A 19284-nucleotide genomic window follows, 5' to 3' on the forward strand; every position below is an offset into this window, starting at 1 on the left:
CGTCCCGTCGTCCTCTGCGGCTTCAAGGGTGTCATGGCTGTGGAGCTATGCTGCAGGACGGCCAAGGCGGACCTGCATTCGAGCCTCGGGGCGGTTTTCGACAACCCGCTGTGGCGGCTATCCGCCGCAACGGCTTCCCTGCGCGACAGATCGGGCCGCATTCTGATCGATGGCTTCTACGATGCTATCCGGCAGCCGGCACAGGAGGATCGGGATCTCGTGACCAAACCTCCCTTTTCATTCGACAGCCTGGTCGAGGCAACGGGCGGACAGCAGGTTCTGGACGGCATCGACGAAGCGAACTTCTATCAGGCGATGAATTTCGAACCGTGCATGAACGTCAACGGTTTCGCTGGCGGCTATGTGGGGGAGGGGGCCAAGACTGTGCTGCCGGCCGAAGGCTCCGTCAAAATCGATTTCCGGCTCGTTCCCGATCAGGATCCGCAGCATGTCGTGAGCCTCCTTCGCGCCCATCTCGATCGACACGGCTTTGAAGACATCGAACTCATTGTTCACGATGCCAATGTGAAGCCGGTCCGCTCGCCGACGGATCATTGGTTCATTCGCGATGCGAAAGAGATTCTGGAGAAGCATTTCGGGCATCCCGTCATCGTGCAGCCGAGTTCACCGGCCTCCGGGACGGCCCATCCCTTCGTCGAGCAGCTCGGAGCGAACATTGTCGGTATCGGCATCACCCATCACGGGGCCATGCTCCATTCGCCGAATGAAAACATCATCATCGAGCAGTTCGAGACGATGATCGAATGTTCTGCCGCGCTCTTCGAGAGGCTCGCGGAGCGAGCGGCCGCATTGAGGACGAAGACCAACCTGGAGCCAGCCTATCCTGCAGACGGAGTGACACCATGAGCAACATTGTTCTCGAATCCGCCGCACGGTCAATCCAGGCGCGTCGGCGCATCCGCCCGCATATTTTCGAGACACCTTTGCTGCCATCTCGTCAGATCGGCCGTGACACAGGATCCCCCGTTTTCTTCAAGGCCGAGAACTTTCAGCTCACGGGTTCCTTCAAGATCCGGGGCGCTGTGAGCAAGATGACATCGCTCGGGCTCGACCAGAGGGTCATCACGGCGTCGTCCGGCAATCATGGCATCGCATCGGCCCAGGCTGCGAGCTCCATCGGTCAGGCCTTGACCGTTGTGCTGCCGGAGAATGTTGCCCGGGCCAAGCTCGAACGGATCCGTTCCTTCAATGTGGATGTGATCCTGCACGGCGCCGAGAGCGGTTTGGCAGAAGCTTACGCGCAGCAGGAGGCAGTCTCACACGGCTTGGCTTATGTCTCCCCCTATAACGATCCCGAGATCGTTGCCGGGCAGGGAACGATAGGCCTGGAATTGCTCGAACAGGCCGAGAGCATCGACAATATCTTCGTTGCCATGGGAGGCGGCGGTCTGATCGGCGGCATCGGCTCCGTGCTCAAGAGCTTCAGCCCGCACACGCGGATTTACGGTGTGGCGGCCCAGAATTCGGCCGCTCTCGCTGCATCCATGGCGGCGGGACGTGTGGTCGAAACTGAGCATCTCGACACGCTTGCCGACGGCGTTGCCGGGGGCATGGACGAAGACAGCATCACGCTGCCGCTCGCGCTCTCCGTCATCGACGAGGTCGTCACATGCACGGAGACCGAGATTGTTGACGCTCTCAAGGACCTCGCCTTCAAGGAGAACCAGATCGTCGAGGGCGCGGCTGCCCTTGCTCTTGCCGGCTTCCTTAAAGTTGCCGAGTGCTGCAAAGGGCAGACGAACATCGTTGTGCTCTGCGGTGCCAATTTTGACCGCGACAAGATCTTCTCCATTTTGAACGGCTAGGATCATGAGCGTTATCGCTGCTGTATCTCCGATCACCTTTCTCGATCTTCCGCAGATCGAGGAGCGCCTTAAAGGTCTGGATCTGGTCGGTCTGATGGAGGGCGCGTTCGCCGCCTTCTCCCGTGGCGAAGCGGTGATTCCGGCGCCCGGTGAGCTGCTCCTGACCGATCCGCCTGGCGAGGTGCATATCAAGTATGGATATCTGACGAGCGGCGACACCTATGTGATCAAGATCGCCTCCGGATTCTGGAACAATCCAGCAAGAGGCCTCAGCAGCAGCGACGGCCTGCTTCTCGTCTTCAAGAAGGAAACTGGCGAACTGGCCGCAGTGCTCAATGATCGCGGACGACTGACGGATTTGCGTACAGCTGCAGCCGGCGCAGTCGCCGCAAAATATCTTGCGCCTGAGAGAGTTGACGCGATCGGTGTCCTCGGCTGCGGCATCCAGGCGGAACTGCAGGTGCAACTGCTGCAATCCATTCGTCCCTGCCGCAGCATCGTGGTCTGGGGCCGCAATGCCGAGCGAGCATCGGCCTATGCGGGACGGATGCGGGACAAGGATTTTTCCGTCGAGATCGTGTCATCGCCGTCAGAGGTTGCGTCTCGCTGCCGTCTGATCGTCACCGCAACAGCCAGCCCATCGCCGCTCCTCCAATGGAGTGATATTCGGCCCGGCACTCATATCACGGCCATCGGAGCCGATAGTCCGGACAAGCAGGAGCTGAATGAGGCCATCATTCGCAACGCCGACGTTGTTGTGACAGACAGCAGGCACCAGGCCCAATCACGCGGGGAACTGGGGCACGCCTGCGGCACTGATATCTCTGCCATAAGCAAGGTTGTCGAGATCGGTGAGATTGTTGTGGGAACGGCGCAAGGGCGTGCGACGGCAGGCCAGATTACCGTTTCAACCTTCTCAGGATTGGCCGTTCAGGATATCGCGATGGCATCGGCCATTCTGAAGGGATCATAAGGCCGATATCACTGATCAGCCTGCCCGCTCGATGCGGCCGAGCAGAGCATCGATGTCCGCGATTTTCTTGAGGCGGCGCTTGCATTGCCTGTCGAGATACCAGGCTCTGCAGATGCTCAGACCAAGAAAGGGCAGGGCCCAAAGGATGCTGACTGCATCCAGGAGAACGAGACCCAGAAACGCGATGGAGAGGATCCAGGTTTCTATCCGTCCGAAACCTTCGGTCAATTCGTTCTTCACGAGCAATTGCTGCCGTTCGATCAAGAGATGGCCTCTGGCATGGTCGAGCCTGGACCTTTGTGCCATGGAGGGCAGAGCACCGCGCAGGGTTTCAAGAGAGCCCTTGATATCGCTCAGGCGCGATGTTCTTTCCGACGTATCAGGTTCCCGCGCAATCGGGGTGAAAGCGGCAGCGATGCGGCGGTAGAATGCCACGAGCGCAGGCGGCTGGTTGTCCTGTTCGGTCTGGAAATCGCTGGGTTGAAAGCTGTCCGTAATGCGGTTGCGGACCTGGACGACGATAGTGTCGGTCGTCCCGTCCCGACTGGTCCGCTGAAAGGAATTCGCAACGTGCTTGACGATCGCCATTTCGACCGCAGCCTCGGCCCTGTCCATCGACATCAACAGCTTCCTTCGCCTCTGGTGCTTCGGTTGCGAATGGGCCGTGTGGATGAACCGAAATGCTCAGGCCGAAACGACCGGCAGCTCCAATGTGGCAGTTTCCTCAAGGTGAAGGAGCATGGTTAACGGGTGGTTAATGATGGGGCCGATTTCCATCGTGCTAGGGAAATTGTCTGACGCTTCGGCGCGTGTCTCGATCACTTCTCAGCGCTGATCGTCCGGAAGCATGGCAGCGAGGTCCTGGAGGAACTTGATGGAAGCGGGCGGGCGGCCCTCCTGTTCGGCGATCTTGATGATGTTGTTCAGGATATGGGCGATCTCGCTCAGCTTGGCGACGCGGCCGGCCGAAAGGACGTGGAAGAAGGTCGAGAAGGCGACGGCGATGGCCTGATCGTGTTCCTCGAGCCGGCGGCACTGCTCCTTGAGAGCCTTGATGTCTCTCTCCTGGGCCGAAACGATCTCCACCAGGGTCAGCATCTGTTCGGCGAGAGTATCTACGGAGGCGTTCATGTCGTTCGGACGTCCCAAATCTTCAATGCTTGAGGGCGCGAGGGGCTGAAAGTCTTCGGCAACATGGCGTCGGAGCGACTTGCTGACGGAGATAAGCGCGGATGAAAGGCGATCCGATTCGTCCAAATGAACGTCGGCATTCGCGGAAGGCGGTTGACCAAGCACGGCCTCCGAGTCATCCGCGACAATCTTAGGCAGACCCGCTGCGCGGGTGAGTTTGGCCACTATCTGCCGCAAGAAGCGACGCAACTTCACCTGAACATCGGCAATCACGTTTCCACGTCTGCTCCCAACAGCATGCACTCATATCCCTCGGAGAGGAGAGTATCCGACGGTACCATGACTTCCGTGCAAATGCTTCAGGAAGCTCCTTAGGGGAATGATACAGGTTATCCCCTTGCATAGAGCAGCCGTGCTCGAATGGTTCCGTCCAGGGTGCGGATCTCATCGAGGGTCTCCCGGCTTTGCTCGGGCAGACCTTCCGCCTCGATCACGACATAGCCGATCTCGCCATCCGTCTGCAGGTGCTGACCCGTGATGTTGAGGCCGCGCTGAGAGAAGGCATTGTTGAGGCGCCCGAGAATGCCGGGCACGTTCCGATGCACATGGATATAGCGTGTACCGGTAGGGCGCGACGGGAGCTGCACTTGCGGAAAGTTGACGGCTCCGATCGTCGTGCCGACGTCGGAATATTCGACAAGTTTCTTTGCGACCTCCGCGCCGATGCGCTCCTGCGCTTCCTCCGTCGAGCCGCCAATATGTGGTGTCAGAATAACGTTCGAGAGGCCTTGCAGCGGCGTGACGAAGGGCTCCTTGTTCGAGGCCGGTTCGCTCGGAAACACGTCCACGGCCGCACCACGCAGATGTCCGCTGCTGAGAGCCTCGGCCAGTGCGTCGAGATCGACCACGGTTCCCCGGCTGTTGTTGATCAGATAGGCGCCCTGCTTCATCGCCGCGATCTCGGCCTTGCCGATCATGCCGTGCGTAGCCGGCGTCTCGGGAACATGGAGGCTCACCACATCGCTCTGGTTCAACAGGGCATGCAGGCTGTCGGCAGGCTCCGTGTTGCCGTGCCGAAGCTTGTCGGTCTGGTCGAAGAAGATGACCCGCATACCCATGGCCTCGGCCAGGTACGAGAGTTGCGAACCGATATTGCCGTAGCCGACGATGCCGAGCGTCTTGCCCCGCACCTCGTGGCTGTCGGCGGCGGACTTGTCCCATTGTCCCACGTGAGCTGCGGTGGATTTGGGAAAGGTGCGTCGCAGCAGCATGACGATCTCGCCGATCACGAGTTCGGCAACGCTTCGGGTATTGGAGAAGGGGGCGTTGAAGACCGGAATGCCTGCATGCCGGGCGGCTTCCAGGTCGACTTGGTTCGTGCCGACGCTGAAGCAGCCGACGGCGATCAGCCTGTTCGCGGCTTCCAGAACCTTGGCCGTCAGCTGCGTGCGCGAGCGAATGCCCAGCAGATGGATACCCTGCAACGCTTCGATCAGCTGATCCTCGTCGAGGGCAGTCTTGAGATAGGTCAGGTTCGTGTAACCGGCGCCTCTGATCAGTTCGACAGCGCTGTCGTTCACTCCTTCGAGCAAAAGAACGCGGATCTTGTCTTTCTGCAGAGAGAACATCTCGGACATGTCGGCTCCGTTTGGCGTGCGCTGGCATGCCATACCGCGCGGGAGCGGTGGTGCAAGCCCCTTTTGGCGCATCGTGCCTATGCCCCGGAGGGGAGGGCGCCCTCGGGCGAGGGACTCCCATACCTCCTATGCACCGTCCCGCCCGGGTCGGTCTGGGATATGATGAGCCAATCCGGTTGCAGCGGCGACCGGTCAAGGAGGCGGGAGCCGTTGCCGGATGTACGCACGGCTCCCGTTCCATTTCTGAGCCGCAGCCATCGCGGTCGGCTCTATCATCGATCCTGCAGCGGGCGAGCCCCGGTCCCGGGGCGACATGCCACAGATGTCAAGCGTTGCTTGGTATTCCATCAGGTCCCCCTTCCATTGCAGCGAACTTGGCCGATCGGTTATCGTAGAATGCTGCCGAGGAGCGACATTCCACCGTTTCAGGGAGGATTGGCTGGACTATGAATATTGTTGCGTCTCGCTTACTGATAGCCGCCGCTCGTCTGGCGACGGTCAGATGCGCATGAAAACGGGATTATCGGATTTTAGGCTTTTGAATAACGAGAGTGTGCATGTTCGCGGAGCATAGAGAAGGTCTTAAGCAAAAAAATGCCGCCGGCGTGCCTGATCATATAAATTCAGAAGAAACATCTCTCTGTTCGGCTTCTGATAAACATAAAAATCTTAGCGTTCATCTGGATAATATCGGCCACGGGTTGATTGTTCTGCTGCCGATAGCGATGGCGGTCGCCAATCGCTCCTCACCTTTATTTCTGGCCTGTGCCGCTCTTTTCGTGCTTGCCTCGCGTCTCGCCTCCGGCGCCATCGGCTCTTATCGTGCGGTGCTGGCAGGGCAGCGGACAGGCGTCCTCATTCTCGTCCTTTGTGCGGCTGCCTATCCTCTGATCTCACTCAGTTGGGCGATGAGGCCGGCCCTGGGTCTGTTTGCCTGGGGCGAAGCGGTGCTCCCGGCCGTCTCAAGCGCGATCCTTATCGTGAGCTGGCGCGCAGCCCCCCCGCCCCGGTGGATGGTCGGAGCCCTTGCAAGGACGATGCTGATCGCCGCAGGGTTGATCGCCGCCGAACTCCTGCTCGACTTTCCTTTGAGACGATTTCTCCCCGAGCGTATCGGTACTTTCATTCACAACAGGCCGGTCGTGACCCTGTTTCTCCTGCTCGGGCCGGTCCTCGTCCTGGTGGGCTTTCACAGGCAGCGGGCGCTTTTCTTAGGTCTCCTGCTCGGAATCGTGGCCACCATCATCGTCTCCGACAGCGAGGCTGCTAAGCTTGGCCTGCTGGCCGCTACCGGGACATTCGCGCTGAGCTACGCTCCCTTCGTCTGGGTGAAACGCTTTCTCGCGGTCGTCCTTCTCGGGCTAATCTGGATTCAGCCCTTCTTCGGAAACGCCGTCGCCAGCTTGGTACCCGACAAGGCGATCGAGGCGACCAAGGGAGGGCACTCGCGGGAGCGCATCGAACTCTGGCAGGCCTTCAGCGATGTCGCCCGCCATTACCCGATCTTTGGGACCGGCTTCGCGTCGTCGCCGCATATGGGCAGCCATCCGGTCGCAGCCGAAATCAACCCCGCCTACCGGCAAATGCTGAAAGTCGGTCATCCTCATAACGCATTCCTGCAGGCATGGGTCGAGCTGGGGGCAATCGGCGCTGTCCTTTTGTCCGCGCTCGTCCTCTGGGTGCTGAAGAGCCTTTCCGGCGCACCAGCCGATATCCGTCGCGCGGGCCTCATGACTCTCATGTCGACAAGCGCGATCGCGCTTGTCAGCCATGGCGCTTGGCAGGGCTGGTGGATTGCCGCGATTGCCGTTGCCACTGCGTTCCTGACCCTCGATCCGGGCCATTCGAGGCCGCGGGATTAGCATCGAGCGATTGAAGGGCCTCTCTGCCTGAATTGTCAGGCTTCGTGGGATCCAATCCCCTCCAATCCGAGTTTGGCTTCAAATCGGATTGAATGGACCCTCCAGATAGAAACCGCGTGCGCGGGGAGGGATGAGACAGGGGGCCAAGTGCCGCGAATCCTGACCTACAACGTGCACCGCTGTCTCGGGACGGACGGTCGGCTTTCCCCTTCACGGATCGCGGATGTGATCGCTGCCTATGAGCCGGATGTGGTTGCACTTCAGGAACTCGATGTCGGACGCCTCCGCACCGGCGGGATCGATCAGGCCCATGCGATCGCGCAGGCGCTCGGGATGAACGTCCATTTCCATGCCAGCCTGCGGGTTTTGGAAGAGGAATATGGCAATGCTATCCTGACCCACCGGCCATCGCAGCTGGTGAAGGCGGAAGCGCTTCCAGGATGGGCCCGCAGGCCACGGCTGGAGCCGAGGGGAGCCCTCTGGGCTTCGATCCAGCTGGGCGGGAGCGAGGTGCAGGTGATCAACACCCACCTGGGCCTACGCCGGCACGAGCGGCTGGCGCAGACCGATACCCTGCTGGGCCCGCACTGGCTCGGCCATCGGGCCTGCCGGGAACCGGTGATCCTGGCAGGCGATTTCAATGCCACCCCTCGATCCAGGGTCTATCGGCGTCTCGCCTCATGTCTCTTGGATGCGCAGGTGCAGACCCAGCTTCCGCGGCCCAAGGCAACCTTTCCCTCCCGCCTGCCATTCGTGCGTATCGATCATGTCTTCGTCAGCCGTTCGATCCGCGTCCTGCGTGTGGAAACCGTGCGGACACCCCTCGCGCGGGTTGCCTCGGATCACCTGCCTCTCATGGTCGAGTTCCAGATCGCCCATGGCACGGGGCACAAGCCGAGCTTCGCTTATGCGCAGGAATAGGTGGGTTCCCCGCAACGTTACGGATCGCACATCGCCTCATCGCGTTGAGCCCTTGGAGTGGTGCCGTCCGCGGTGAACGGGCCTACGACGCTAAGGAGAGCGAATGCGGAACTGGAAATATGTGATTGCTGCGGCAGCCATCGGCCTCGCAGCCTTCCTGCTCTACCGCACGCTCAGCCGCTACAGCCTGGACCAGCTGATCGCCGCCGTTGCGGCCGTGCCCGTGCCAAGGCTCCTGGGCGCGGCCGGGTTCGCCGCCGCGAGCTATCTGTCTCTGACCTTCTTCGACTATCTGGCCCTGCACTACGTGAGGCGGCCGCTGCCCTATCCGAAAGTGGCTCTAGCCTCCTTCATGGCCTTGTCCCTCGGTCACAATATCGGTTTGGCCGCCTTGAGCAGCGGTGCAGTCCGCTTCCGCTTCTACAGCCGTTGGGGCTTGAGGACCGGAGAGGTCGCCAAGGTGATCATCTTCTGTGGCATCACGGTCGGACTTGGCCTCATGGTCTTAGGCGGCGCGGCGCTCCTATTGCGCTCCCGACTGGCGATGGAGATTACAGGGCTCACGCAGCCGGTCGTCATTGCTCTCAGCATCGGCTGCCTTGCGCTGCCTGCGGTGTACCTGATCCTCTCCGCCATCTTGCGAAGGCCGCTGCGGATCAGACGCTGGACTCTTGAGATCCCGCCGCTCAAGCTTGCCATCGGGCAGGTCCTGGTCGGCTCCATCAACTTTGCCTTCGTGGCGGCCTGTCTGCATCAGGCGCTCGCGGCTGTTGCCGAGGTGGCTTATCTTGGTGTGGCGTCCGTCTATGTGATCGCCAATGCGACAGCCCTCGTCAGCCATGTTCCCGGGGGGCTCGGCGTCATCGAGAGCGTGGTCATGTATCTGCTGCCGCAGAATGACCTGATCGGGTCGCTCCTGGTGTTCCGGTTCGTCTATTTCCTCGTGCCGCTCGTCTTGGGAAGCATTCTGTTTGCGGTGACGGAATTGTTCTACCGTCACAGAGGCCGTGTTTACGGGGCTGACACCGGGATCGGGGCGAAGGCTTGATCCCTATTCCTTACGCCGCCTGAACAGGGACAGAGGCTCGAAGGGCTCGAGTGGATCCAGGAGTCCGGTGCCTGTCGCCGGCACGTCTGGACCGTTATCCGACATGGCCGTGAAGGCCCGAAGGCCGCGTTCACCTGTATTGAGCTGCTCGATGGCTTTGATGACGGATCCTCCCCCGCACTCAAGGGTCCGGGCGAAGATCTCCAGATCGACCTCCAGATGCTCCGCGAGCAGGCGGTTCCGCAGCCGGACGATGGTCTGGCGCATCTCCTCCGTCGTCGCCTCGACGGCGGCATCGCATTCGCTGTCGAGACCGATCGACCGGTTGTTCAGGTTCGAGGATCCGACGCGCAAAAGCACGTCATCGATGATGATGAGCTTGGAGTGGATCAGGATCTGGCATTCCCCGCCCTCGCCATCGGGGGTGACAGGGTAATAGACTCGCAGCCGGTCGTGATGGTCGCATTTGCGCAGGCGGCGGATCAATCGGTCGCGGTTGGTGCCCATGACCAACTCCTCGGCCCAGCCGTGAGACTCGTGGGTCTGGATGACGACGATTTCAGGGCCGTCAGGATCGGCGAGATGCCGCTCGAGAACGTCGCCGACATATGGCGCCGTCATGTACTGTGCTTCGATGTAGATCATCTTCTTCGCAGCCGAAAGGGCGTCCAGGGTCAGTGCCGCGGCCTCGCCGGCGGCCGGCTGCTCGCCCCAAGCCGGATAGGTTCGGGCGATGGCAATTGGCGCATTGCGAAAATCGGGCACGAGGTCGGATGGCCAAGGGGCGGATCCGTTCGTAGACGGCGTACACTCTTCGCCGGTCGCAAACTTCCAGCGCTCATAACCGATTTCGGCGATAGACCGCGCAGCGTCGCCGTCCACAGCCATTTGGAGATCGTGAACCGGTTCGTAGATGCTTCCGTCGTCTTTCAGCCTAATCGGATCGTCACAGGCATGGCGGCAGGTGTCCCAGCGCTCGACGGTCAGGTCCATGCCTCCGACGAACGCCAGAGTGTCGTCGATGCAGACGATCTTCTGGTGATGGGCTGCATAGAGCGGATGATGCGTGTCGAGCTTGACCTGTAGCCGCGTATGGTTTTGCCAGTCTGCGCCGAAGATCAGCGGGCCTGGCGCGCCTGGCGCATGGACGACGGCAATGCTCCAGACGAGAATCCTAACTTCCAGATCGGGCCGTTCCTCGACAAGCGATCGGAGGAACGGGCCGAGCGGCGGAGAAACCTCGGCACTGGCATCCGGGCGAAGGCGGATGCTGCCATCGAAATCCCACCCAATAATGAGGATCGACCGTTGAGCTTTCCGCAATGCAGATTCGAGATGAGCGAAATAAGGAGCCCCGTCGATCAGAACGCTGGCCCTGTCGGCCTGAGCCACGCGCCAGCAATTCTGCCCCGGACGCAGGATCGGACCTGCCGGGACCTGTGTGGCCTCGCGGGCGATGTCGAGTGCCTGCCTGCTCGTCGTTTCTTCCAAAAGTTGCACGTCAGCCACGTTTTTGGGCGGAATATCTTGCCAACTCGGGACTGAAGCCAAGGTTCCGACCGCCCAATCCCGGATTTGCATCCCTGTTGCTCAGATCTGCATCCGCTAGTGATCTGTCGTCTGACGGTTGGTCTCGAGGCAAATCTTTGGAAATTGTAAGGCTGCACATGTCCCGATCCGGTCGAGAGATGGATGAAATCTTCAGCTGATGCCGTTTCATTCCTAGCGCATCGTGCGGCCCCTCGGATTGGGTCCAACGATGCGCCAGCTTTGATGATGAGCATCGGACCCAAAAGTGGACCCACCTTTTCGCACGATGCGCTGGGCAAACATTTGCCGCAGATTGAGCGTGCAGCCGTTGCCATTCGCGGGAGCTGCCTAATAATTTACATAGTTCATTTCCGATGAACGCGTAATCTTGTGGCTGGAGAGAGACCAGTTCGCTTGGCGCGTCGTCAGGGCGAGGCACGCATCAGGATGTAGGGCGATCATGGACAAGAACCTCGAAGAAAGAATCCGTGAACGGGCATACGAGCTTTGGATGCGGCACGGGAGCATTCATGGCCGCGCTGATGAATATTGGTATCAGGCAGAGCAGGAAATTCTCGGCGAGGGCGATGAGGTGGGGGGCACGAAGGCGCCCATCATCGACCCGGCACCTCTTGGTATGACGAGCGCGACGGCGGATGAAGAACTTCCCGCCCCGGCGGCGCCGAAAACTCGCAAGAAGCGCAGCCCTGCGGCCGCTCCTGTTGCAGAAGGCGAGACGCCCGTCGTGCCACCGAAGCGCAAGCGCACGACCCGAGTGACTTGAATGAAAGAGATGACATGAGCCTTCGACCTGTGCGGCCGGAGGCCCAGGGGGCAGGAGTAAAACTGAAACCGGAACACGCGCTAAGAACTTGTGATCGGCTTCAGCGTCTACAGAGCGGGCAGGTGGCTGCCGTTGATGTGAGGACCCGGTCTTGCCTAATTCCAGCGTTTCCTACGCCCCTCTCGCCCGCCATGCGATGGCATACATTCTCGCCGGTGGACGCGGCAGTCGATTGATGGAACTGACCGATATCCGCGCCAAGCCCGCCGTTTATTTCGGTGGAAACACACGGATCATCGACTTTGCGCTGTCGAATGCACTGAATTCCGGCATCCGGCGCATCGGGGTGGCGACGCAGTACAAGGCGCATAGCCTCATCCGTCACCTCCAGCGCGGCTGGAACTTCTTCCGGGCTGAACGCAACGAGAGCTTCGATATCTTGCCGGCCAGCCAGCGGGTGTCCGAGACCATGTGGTACGAGGGAACGGCCGACGCGGTGTATCAGAACATCGACATCATTGCGAGCAATGGCCCAGAATACATCATCATCCTGGCCGGTGATCATATCTACAAGATGGATTACGAGATCATGCTGCGCCAGCATGTCGACTCGGGAGCCGATGTGACCGTCGGCTGTCTCGAGGTGCCGCGCATGGAGGCGACCGGATTCGGCGTGATGGCCGTCGACGCCACGGACCGCATCGTCTCGTTCCTCGAAAAGCCCGCAGATCCGCCAGGCATGCCCGACAAGCCGGACATGGCGCTGGCAAGCATGGGCATCTACGTCTTCAATACCCAGTTTCTGTTCGAGCAATTGCAGCGCGATGCCGCCACACCGGGTTCGAACCGGGACTTCGGCAAGGACATCATCCCTTATCTGGTTCAGCACGGAAAAGCAGTAGCGCACCGCTTCACACGCTCCTGCGTTCGCTCGGGTGCCGAAGCCGGCGGCAGTGATGCGGAGGCCTATTGGCGCGACGTGGGCACGGTCGATGCCTATTGGGAGGCCAATATCGATCTGACCGCTATCGTCCCGTCTCTCGACCTTTATGATCGCGACTGGCCGATTTCGACATTCTCCGAGACATGGCCGCCAGCAAAATTCGTTCACGATGAGGATGGCAGGCGCGGAAATGCTATCAACTCACTGGTTTCGAGTGGCTGCATCGTCTCCGGTGCGGCTCTGCGCCGGTCACTTGTCTTCACGGCCGTACATCTGCATTCCTATGCCGATGTGGACGGCGCCGTCATTCTCCCTTACGTCGAGATCGGCCGCGGGGCTCGGCTGAAGAACGTGGTCATCGATCGTGGCGTGCGCATTCCCGATGGGCTGGTGGTGGGCGAAGATCCCGAGTTGGATGCGCAGCGCTTCCGCCGCACCGAAAAGGGTATCTGCCTCATCACCAAGCCGATGATCGAGAGATTGACCGGATGAAGCCTCTGAACGTTCTGTCGGTTGCGTCAGAGGTCTTTCCCATCATCAAGACAGGCGGACTGGCCGATGTGGTCGGCGCCTTGCCATCCGCGCTTGCAGAAGAAGGCGTGACGGTCATCACGCTCGTTCCCGGCTATCCGGCAGTGCTGAAAGCGCTGGAGCACTTTGAGTCCCTGCACGCTTATCCAAGCTTCTTCGGCGGATATGGTCGTCTTCTGTCGGGCAGGGCAGGCGGACTCGACCTTTTCGTGATCGAAGCTCCCCATCTCTTCGAGCGCCCCGGTTCACCCTATCTCGCGCCGAATGGACGGGACTGGCCGGACAATGCGAGGCGTTTTGCAGCGCTGTCGCGGGTGGCGGCCGATATCGGGCAGGGGCTAACACCGGGATTTGTTCCCGATGTCATCCATGCCCATGACTGGCAGGCCGGCCTCGTGCCGGTCTATCTGAGCCTCACCGACAGCCCGCGCCCCGGCACGGTCATCACCATTCACAACATTGCTTTTCAGGGCATCTTTCCGGCCGATCTTCTCTTCGAGCTTGGCCTGCCCACCAGCGTCTTCACGGTGGATGGGGTCGAATATTACGGGCAGATCGGTTTTCTGAAGGCGGGACTCCAGCTCGCCGACCGTATCACGACCGTGTCTCCTACCTATGCCAAGGAAATCCAGACGCCTGAGGGTGGCATGGGGCTCGACGGATTGCTGCGTTCCCGCGCGAATATCGTGTCCGGTATTCTCAACGGTATCGATGACAAGGTGTGGGATCCCTCGACGGATGCGCACCTCGCACGCCCATATGACCGCAACAGCCTTGAGGCACGGATCGTCAACAAGAGAGCCCTGCAGGAACGGCTCGGGCTGAAGCCTGATCCCGATGCACTCCTGTTCGGTGTCGTCAGCCGCCTGTCGGAACAGAAAGGTCTCGACCTCGTCCTCGCGGGCCTCTCGCGGCTGCTCGCGGACGGGGCGCAATTAGCCCTTTTGGGAGCAGGCGACAAAGCGTTGGAGGACAGTTTCCAGACTGCACGTATCGTTTATTCTGGCCAGGTCGGATGCTTTATCGGCTATGACGAAGCGTTGGCTCATCAGATTCAAGGCGGGAGCGACGCGCTTCTCGTCCCGTCGCGGTTCGAGCCCTGCGGACTGACGCAGCTCTGTGCCATGCGCTATGGAAGCATCCCCATCGTCTCACGCGTGGGCGGGCTGGCTGACACGATCATTGATGCCAACGAGATGGCCGTCGCCGCCGGTGCCGCAACCGGATTCCAGTTCGGGCCTGTCAATCTTGGCGGAGCCTTGGATGCCTTCGACCGGGCGAAAAGCTTATGGCGCGACAAGAGCGCGTGGCAGCGTCTGCAGGTGAACGGCATGGGAGCCGATGTGAGCTGGCATCGCCCTGCAAGGCAATATGTCAGCCTCTACCGCTCGTATCTTCGAGCATGAGAGAAAGGCGCCCGATCAAGAGCCTTTCTTTTTCCTCTCCGGCTTGCGTTGCTTCTCCGGCTTGAGCTGGAAGAGAAGCAGGGAATGAGCGGTCACGGTATATTCCTTGCGGAACCTGAATTCGGTAGGTGCGTCCAGATCGGGTTGATTGGTATCGATGTGGCACATCCAGGCCTCTCCGCCTATCACCTCCGGTAATATGCACTTCACCACATCATGATGCGCATTCAGAATCAGCAGCAGGGTCACGTCCGTGCCTCGCCGGCGGATGCCTGTCGGCTGGGCGCGACCATCGAGCAGGATGCTGATGCAGCGGGCATTTGGGTCTTGCCAGTGCTCTGGCGTCATCTCGTCTCCGGCGGGCGTGAGCCACGTCACATCCTTGACGTCGAGTTCCTCATTGTAGACGCCGGACAGGAACCGGCCTCTTCGCAGGATGGGAAGGTCCTGGCGCAGCCGGATGAGCTTGCGGGTGAATTCAAGAAGCTCGATGCCATTCTCATCGATCCCCTCCCAATCGATCCAGGAGATCTCGTTATCCTGGCAATAGGCATTATTGTTGCCCTGTTGAGTTCGCATAAATTCGTCGCCCGCAAGCAGCATGGGTGTTCCCTGTGAGAAGAGCAGGGTGGCGAGCATGTTGCGCATCTGACGCAGGCGCAGTGTATGGATCTTCGGATCGTCCGTTGGTCCTTCGACACCATTGTTGAAGGACAGGTTGTGATCGTGTCCGTCCTTGTTGTCCTCGCCATTCGCCTCGTTGTGCTTCTCATTGTGGGACACGAGATCGTTCAGCGTGAAGCCATCATGGGCGGTGATGAAGTTGACGGAAGCCCAGGGTCTGCGTCCACGCTTGCTGAAAATATCCGCCGACGCAGTAAGGCGCGAGGCGAGTTCCGGAAGCTTCCCTTCATCGCCTTTCCAATAGGCTCGTACCGTGTCGCGGTAACGGTCGTTCCATTCCGCCCATCCGGGTGAGAAACGGCCGACCTGGTAGCCACCGGGGCCGCAATCCCATGGCTCGGCAATGAGCTTGACCTGGCTGAGCGCGGGATCCTGACGGCAAGTATCGAGGAAACGTCCGTCCTCATCGAAGCCATGCGGCTCGCGGCCGAGAATGGTCGCGAGATCGAATCGAAAGCCGTCTATCTGCACCTCCTGCGCCCAGTAGCGTAAAGAGTCCGTGACCATCTGCAGGACGCGGGAATGGCTGAGATTGACCGTGTTCCCGGTACCGGTGTCGTTAATGTAGTAGCGCTTGTCGGGAGCAAGCCTGTAATAGGATGCGTTGTCGATCCCTTTGAAGGACAGGGTCGGCCCAAGCTCGTTACCCTCGGCCGTGTGATTATAGACCACATCCAGAATGACCTCGATCCCGGCATCGTGAAGATGGCTCACCATCTCCTTCACTTCGTTCACGAAGGGCGTTGCAAGATAGCGCGGCTGCGGCGCGAAGTATCCGATGGTGTTGTAGCCCCAGTAGTTCCGCAAACCCTTCTCAATGAGATAACTGTCATCCACGAAGGCGTGGATGGGAAGCAACTCGACGGCGGTGACGCCGAGGTTCTTGATGTACTCGATCACTTCATGCTGCATCAGGCCCGAGAAGGTGCCGCGCAGTTCCCTGGGAACGGCCGGGTGCTGCATGGTGAAGCCGCGCAGATGCGTTTCGTAAACGATCGTACGTTCCCACGGAATTTGCGGCCGGCGCACACGTCCCCAGGTGAAGGCCGATTCAACGACGCGGCATTTGGGCATGAAGCGCGCGCTGTCTCGCTTGTCGAAGGACAGATCGGCATCCGATGATCCGATGATGTAGCCGAACAGCGCAGGGTTCCAGATAAGGTCGCCCACAAGCTGCCGTGCATAGGGATCGAGAAGGAGCTTGTTCGGATTGAAGCGGTGACCCTCCTTAGGCTCATAAGGGCCGTAAACACGGTAGCCGTATGTCGTCCCAGGACGCGCATCCGGCAGGTAGCCGTGCCAGACCTCATCCGTGTATTCCGGCAGCTCGACCCGCTCCAGTTCGTTGAGGCCTTCCAGATCGAACAGGCAGAGCTCGACCTTGGTGGCATTGGCAGAAAAGATCGCGAAGTTGACACCCAGTCCATCCCAGGTCGCCCCAAGCGGGTAGGGTAAACCTTCGCGCACGCGGGATGTGCGCCTCATGTTGGGAGCAACGATCTGAGCTGCCGAGAGCTCATTGGTATCGACCTTGTCATTCATTCGGGAATCTCAAAAAGCCAGACGGAGAAAAACCTTCATGTCATCAACGCACGAGCCTCGGGTTAAGTCCCGCGCAAGCGGAACTATATGTTCACTCTGGAGCTCTCATCGTCCAGTACGAGGATGAGTGTCGCCAGAGGCGGGATTGTCAGGGTGAGCGAGCATGGCTGGCCGTGGCTCGGAGTATTCTCGGCCAGGACCCCGCCGAGATTGCCCATGTTGCTGCCGCCATAGAGGCCAGCGTCCGTGTTGACTGCCTCGCGATAGAAGCCCGGCAGCGGGACGCCGATGCGATATGCTTCACGCGGAACGGGCGTGAAGTTCGACACGACAATGGCAAGGGATTTATCGTGATCGCCACGCCGCGCCCATGCGATGACGCTGTTGTCACGGTCATCGGCCACGAGCCACTCGAATCCCTTCGCCTCGCAGTCGCGCTCATGCAGGGCAGGAATGGAGCGGTAGGCGCGGTTCAGGTCTCCGATGAGAGTCTGCACACCCTTGTGGTAAGAGTTGTCAAGGAGATGCCAATCGAGGCTCTCGTCGTGGTTCCATTCCCGCTCCTGCGCGAATTCTCCGCCCATGAACAGAAGCTTCTTGCCGGGATGCCCCCACATGAAGCCGAAATAGGTGCGAAGATTGGCAAAACGCTGCCATTGATCGCCCGGCATCTTGCCGAGGAGAGATCCCTTGCCGTGCACGACCTCATCATGGCTCAAGGGCAGGATGAAGTTTTCGGAGAAGGCGTAGAGCAGGCCAAAGGTCAGATCGTGATGATGATACTGGCGGAATACGGGATCCTTGCTGATGTAACGCAAGGTATCGTGCATCCAGCCCATGTTCCATTTGAACCCGAAGCCGAGACCCCCCGTGTAGGTTGGCTGCGAAACGCCCGGCCAGGCTGTGGATTCTTCTGCAATGGTGACGGCACCCGGCGAAGTGGCATAGGCGACCTCGTTCATCTTACGGATGAAGTCGATGGCGCCGAGATTCTCGTTACCCCCGTAGCGATTGGGGATCCATTCTCCTGGCTTGCGCGAGTAATCGAGGTAGAGCATGGAGGCGACAGCATCGACCCGCAATCCGTCGAGGTGATAGCGCTCAAGCCAGAAACGGGCATTCGCTATGAGGAAGCTCATCACCTCCTGGCGTTCGAAATTGTAGATGTAGGTGCCCCAATCCTGGTGGAAGCCCAAGCGCGGATCGGCATGTTCATAAAGATGCGTGCCGTCGAAATAGGACAATCCGTGCGGGTCGTTCGGGAAGTGCGCCGGCACCCAATCGAGGATCACACCGATCCCGGCGGCATGCGCTGCCTCCACGAATGCCGCGAAATCCTCTGGGATACCGAAGCGGCTCGTCGGCGCATAAAGCGAGATCGGCTGATAACCCCATGAGCCATCGAAGGGATATTCAGTGATCGGCAGAAGCTCGATATGCGTGAAGCCGAGATTTTTCACGTAAGGGATGAGCCGTACAGCCAATTCGCGATAGGTGAGATAACGATTGCCTTCCTCCGGCACGCGGGCCCACGAGCCGAGGTGGCATTCGTAAATCGACATCGGCGCCTTGCGGTGGTTCTGCGCGGATCGCGAGGCCATCCAATCCGCGTCCTGCCAGTCGAAGCTCGGTGCGCCTTTGAGAACGGAAGCGGTTGCTGGCGGGTGCTCCGCGGCAAAGGCGATGGGGTCGGCCTTGAGGGCAAGAAGATTTCCGTGAAGGCCAATGATCTCGAACTTGTAGCGCTGATCCGGCGTGACATCCGGGATGAACAGCTCCCAGACCCCATGTTCATGGCGGCGGCGCATGGGATGGCAGCGCCCGTCCCAGGAATTGAAGTCGCCGACAACGCTCACCCGACGGGCATTTGGCGCCCAGACCGTGAAGAGAAAGCCCTGGATTCCTCCGAGATCGAGAAAATGTGCGCCGAGCTTTGTGTAGACCGTATCGCTTGTAGGATCGCTGATCCGCATGAGGTCGTCATGGGAAAGAAATGCGCCGAAGCTGTAGGCATCATGTCGGATTTCGGTATAACCCTGCCGCCCGATCCGCAGCCTGTAGTCAGGTCGGCCGGAGGCGCGGAGCGAAGCGACGAGCAGGCCATCCGGAGGCATCCGCTCCATTGTGCTGAGAACGGTCTGTCCATCCCTATCCAGCACCGTCACGGCATCGGCATCCGGCAGGATAGCACGGATTTCCCATTGGCCGGGTGAAATCTCATGAGGACCGAGGACGGAGAAGGGGTCGCCCGAATTGATGATCTCGGCAACTGATGGCGGTTCGGCCCGGCGCTTTGGTGCGCTCTGGGATCCTCCACGATGCTGATCCATCCGGATATTCCCCTTCATATGCTGTTCCATAGACACCACCGAAGCGGCTTGTTCCTTCGCTGCCTTTGAAGATTTCATTATGGAGCAGGTCCCGCTTCGGACCAGAAGCAGTGAGGCCAAGTGGCGGACATGCCGA

The 19284-nt window shown here is 60.0% G+C and carries 15 protein-coding genes; 9 read left to right on the forward strand and 6 right to left on the reverse strand.

The annotated features are described in order from the left end of the window. Positions 1-33: 33 nt before the first annotated feature. Genes ACS5Q1_RS00465 through ACS5Q1_RS00475 form a run of 3 tightly spaced genes read left to right on the forward strand, consistent with a single transcriptional unit; the run spans position 34 to position 2799 of the window. A complete protein-coding gene (locus tag ACS5Q1_RS00465; RefSeq protein WP_473096349.1) occupies positions 34-867 on the forward strand; it encodes a M20/M25/M40 family metallo-hydrolase in 834 nt (277 codons plus the stop codon). Continuing rightward, positions 864-1826 carry a pyridoxal-phosphate dependent enzyme gene (locus tag ACS5Q1_RS00470; protein WP_473096350.1) on the forward strand — a complete coding sequence of 321 codons (963 nt, stop codon included), beginning with the start codon at positions 864-866 and terminating at the stop codon, positions 1824-1826. The genes ACS5Q1_RS00465 and ACS5Q1_RS00470 overlap by 4 nt, the downstream gene beginning before the upstream one ends. A gap of 4 nt (positions 1827-1830) precedes the next feature. Further along, positions 1831-2799 (forward strand): Rossmann-fold NAD(P)-binding domain-containing protein, encoded by a 969-nt coding sequence (locus ACS5Q1_RS00475; RefSeq protein WP_473096351.1) that lies wholly within the window; start codon positions 1831-1833, stop codon positions 2797-2799. Positions 2800-2814: 15 nt separating this feature from the next. On the opposite strand, the gene ACS5Q1_RS00480 is transcribed toward ACS5Q1_RS00475, so the two are convergent. From ACS5Q1_RS00480 to serA, 3 genes are all read right to left on the reverse strand, one after another. Then, positions 2815-3420, reverse strand: coding sequence for a hypothetical protein (locus ACS5Q1_RS00480; RefSeq protein ID WP_473096352.1), 606 nt, complete (start codon positions 3418-3420; stop codon positions 2815-2817). A gap of 204 nt (positions 3421-3624) precedes the next feature. Beyond that, positions 3625-3930, reverse strand: coding sequence for a hypothetical protein (locus ACS5Q1_RS00485; RefSeq protein ID WP_203443199.1), 306 nt, complete (start codon positions 3928-3930; stop codon positions 3625-3627). 389 nt (positions 3931-4319) lie between these two features. Continuing rightward, positions 4320-5567: a phosphoglycerate dehydrogenase gene (gene serA, locus ACS5Q1_RS00490; protein ID WP_473096353.1), complete on the reverse strand. Its 1248-nt coding sequence runs from the start codon at positions 5565-5567 to the stop codon at positions 4320-4322. A gap of 725 nt (positions 5568-6292) precedes the next feature. Here serA and ACS5Q1_RS00495 point away from each other — a divergent pair. The 3 genes from ACS5Q1_RS00495 (at position 6293) to ACS5Q1_RS00505 (ending at position 9398) form a co-directional block, all read left to right on the forward strand. Beyond that, positions 6293-7429, forward strand: a complete 1137-nt coding sequence (locus ACS5Q1_RS00495) for an O-antigen ligase family protein (protein WP_473096354.1) — start codon at positions 6293-6295, stop codon at positions 7427-7429. A 147-nt stretch (positions 7430-7576) separates the two neighbouring features. Next, the gene (locus tag ACS5Q1_RS00500) at positions 7577-8350 is read left to right on the forward strand and encodes an endonuclease/exonuclease/phosphatase family protein (protein WP_473096355.1); all 774 of its coding nucleotides are present in this window, start codon (positions 7577-7579) and stop codon (positions 8348-8350) included. Positions 8351-8453: 103 nt separating this feature from the next. Further along, positions 8454-9398, forward strand: a complete 945-nt coding sequence (locus tag ACS5Q1_RS00505; protein WP_473096356.1) for a lysylphosphatidylglycerol synthase domain-containing protein — start codon at positions 8454-8456, stop codon at positions 9396-9398. Between the two features lie 3 nt (positions 9399-9401). Here the strand turns inward: ACS5Q1_RS00505 and ACS5Q1_RS00510 are convergent, their stop codons facing one another. Beyond that, positions 9402-10907: a phospholipase D-like domain-containing protein gene (locus tag ACS5Q1_RS00510; RefSeq protein WP_473096358.1), complete on the reverse strand. Its 1506-nt coding sequence runs from the start codon at positions 10905-10907 to the stop codon at positions 9402-9404. A gap of 481 nt (positions 10908-11388) precedes the next feature. On the opposite strand from ACS5Q1_RS00510, the gene ACS5Q1_RS00515 reads away from it, so the two are divergent. The 3 genes from ACS5Q1_RS00515 to glgA all read left to right on the forward strand — a co-directional run bounded on the left by ACS5Q1_RS00515 (position 11389) and on the right by glgA (position 14592). Continuing rightward, positions 11389-11712: a DUF2934 domain-containing protein gene (locus ACS5Q1_RS00515; RefSeq protein ID WP_473096360.1), complete on the forward strand. Its 324-nt coding sequence runs from the start codon at positions 11389-11391 to the stop codon at positions 11710-11712. A gap of 151 nt (positions 11713-11863) precedes the next feature. Continuing rightward, complete coding sequence (glgC, locus tag ACS5Q1_RS00520) at positions 11864-13147, forward strand: glucose-1-phosphate adenylyltransferase (protein WP_473096361.1); 1284 nt, start codon at positions 11864-11866, stop codon at positions 13145-13147. Then, the gene (gene glgA, locus ACS5Q1_RS00525; protein WP_473096362.1) at positions 13144-14592 is read left to right on the forward strand and encodes a glycogen synthase GlgA; all 1449 of its coding nucleotides are present in this window, start codon (positions 13144-13146) and stop codon (positions 14590-14592) included. The genes glgC and glgA overlap by 4 nt, the downstream gene beginning before the upstream one ends. A gap of 15 nt (positions 14593-14607) precedes the next feature. Here glgA and glgX read toward each other — a convergent pair whose 3' ends face one another. Continuing rightward, on the reverse strand, positions 14608-16818 hold the full coding sequence (glgX, locus tag ACS5Q1_RS00530) for a glycogen debranching protein GlgX (protein WP_473096363.1): 2211 nt from the start codon (positions 16816-16818) through the stop codon (positions 14608-14610). A gap of 83 nt (positions 16819-16901) precedes the next feature. Next, positions 16902-19148 (reverse strand): 1,4-alpha-glucan branching protein GlgB, encoded by a 2247-nt coding sequence (glgB, locus tag ACS5Q1_RS00535; RefSeq protein WP_473096364.1) that lies wholly within the window; start codon positions 19146-19148, stop codon positions 16902-16904. Positions 19149-19284 lie beyond the last annotated feature (136 nt).

Source organism: Microvirga sp. GN3 (assembly GCF_055792825.1).

What these genes read in the sequence shown, in the direction of transcription:
- ACS5Q1_RS00465 (WP_473096349.1), top strand. Translation starts at nt 34, where the DNA reads ATGGCTGTGGAGCTATGCTGCAGGACGGCCAAGGCGGACCTGCATTCG.
- ACS5Q1_RS00470 (WP_473096350.1), top strand. Translation starts at nt 864, where the DNA reads ATGAGCAACATTGTTCTCGAATCCGCCGCACGGTCAATCCAGGCGCGT.
- ACS5Q1_RS00475 (WP_473096351.1), top strand. Translation starts at nt 1,831, where the DNA reads ATGAGCGTTATCGCTGCTGTATCTCCGATCACCTTTCTCGATCTTCCG.
- ACS5Q1_RS00480 (WP_473096352.1), bottom strand. Translation starts at nt 3,420, where the DNA reads ATGTCGATGGACAGGGCCGAGGCTGCGGTCGAAATGGCGATCGTCAAG.
- ACS5Q1_RS00485 (WP_203443199.1), bottom strand. Translation starts at nt 3,930, where the DNA reads ATGAACGCCTCCGTAGATACTCTCGCCGAACAGATGCTGACCCTGGTG.
- serA (WP_473096353.1), bottom strand. Translation starts at nt 5,567, where the DNA reads ATGTCCGAGATGTTCTCTCTGCAGAAAGACAAGATCCGCGTTCTTTTG.
- ACS5Q1_RS00495 (WP_473096354.1), top strand. Translation starts at nt 6,293, where the DNA reads ATGGCGGTCGCCAATCGCTCCTCACCTTTATTTCTGGCCTGTGCCGCT.
- ACS5Q1_RS00505 (WP_473096356.1), top strand. Translation starts at nt 8,454, where the DNA reads ATGCGGAACTGGAAATATGTGATTGCTGCGGCAGCCATCGGCCTCGCA.
- ACS5Q1_RS00515 (WP_473096360.1), top strand. Translation starts at nt 11,389, where the DNA reads ATGGACAAGAACCTCGAAGAAAGAATCCGTGAACGGGCATACGAGCTT.
- glgA (WP_473096362.1), top strand. Translation starts at nt 13,144, where the DNA reads ATGAAGCCTCTGAACGTTCTGTCGGTTGCGTCAGAGGTCTTTCCCATC.
- glgX (WP_473096363.1), bottom strand. Translation starts at nt 16,818, where the DNA reads ATGAATGACAAGGTCGATACCAATGAGCTCTCGGCAGCTCAGATCGTT.
- glgB (WP_473096364.1), bottom strand. Translation starts at nt 19,148, where the DNA reads ATGGATCAGCATCGTGGAGGATCCCAGAGCGCACCAAAGCGCCGGGCC.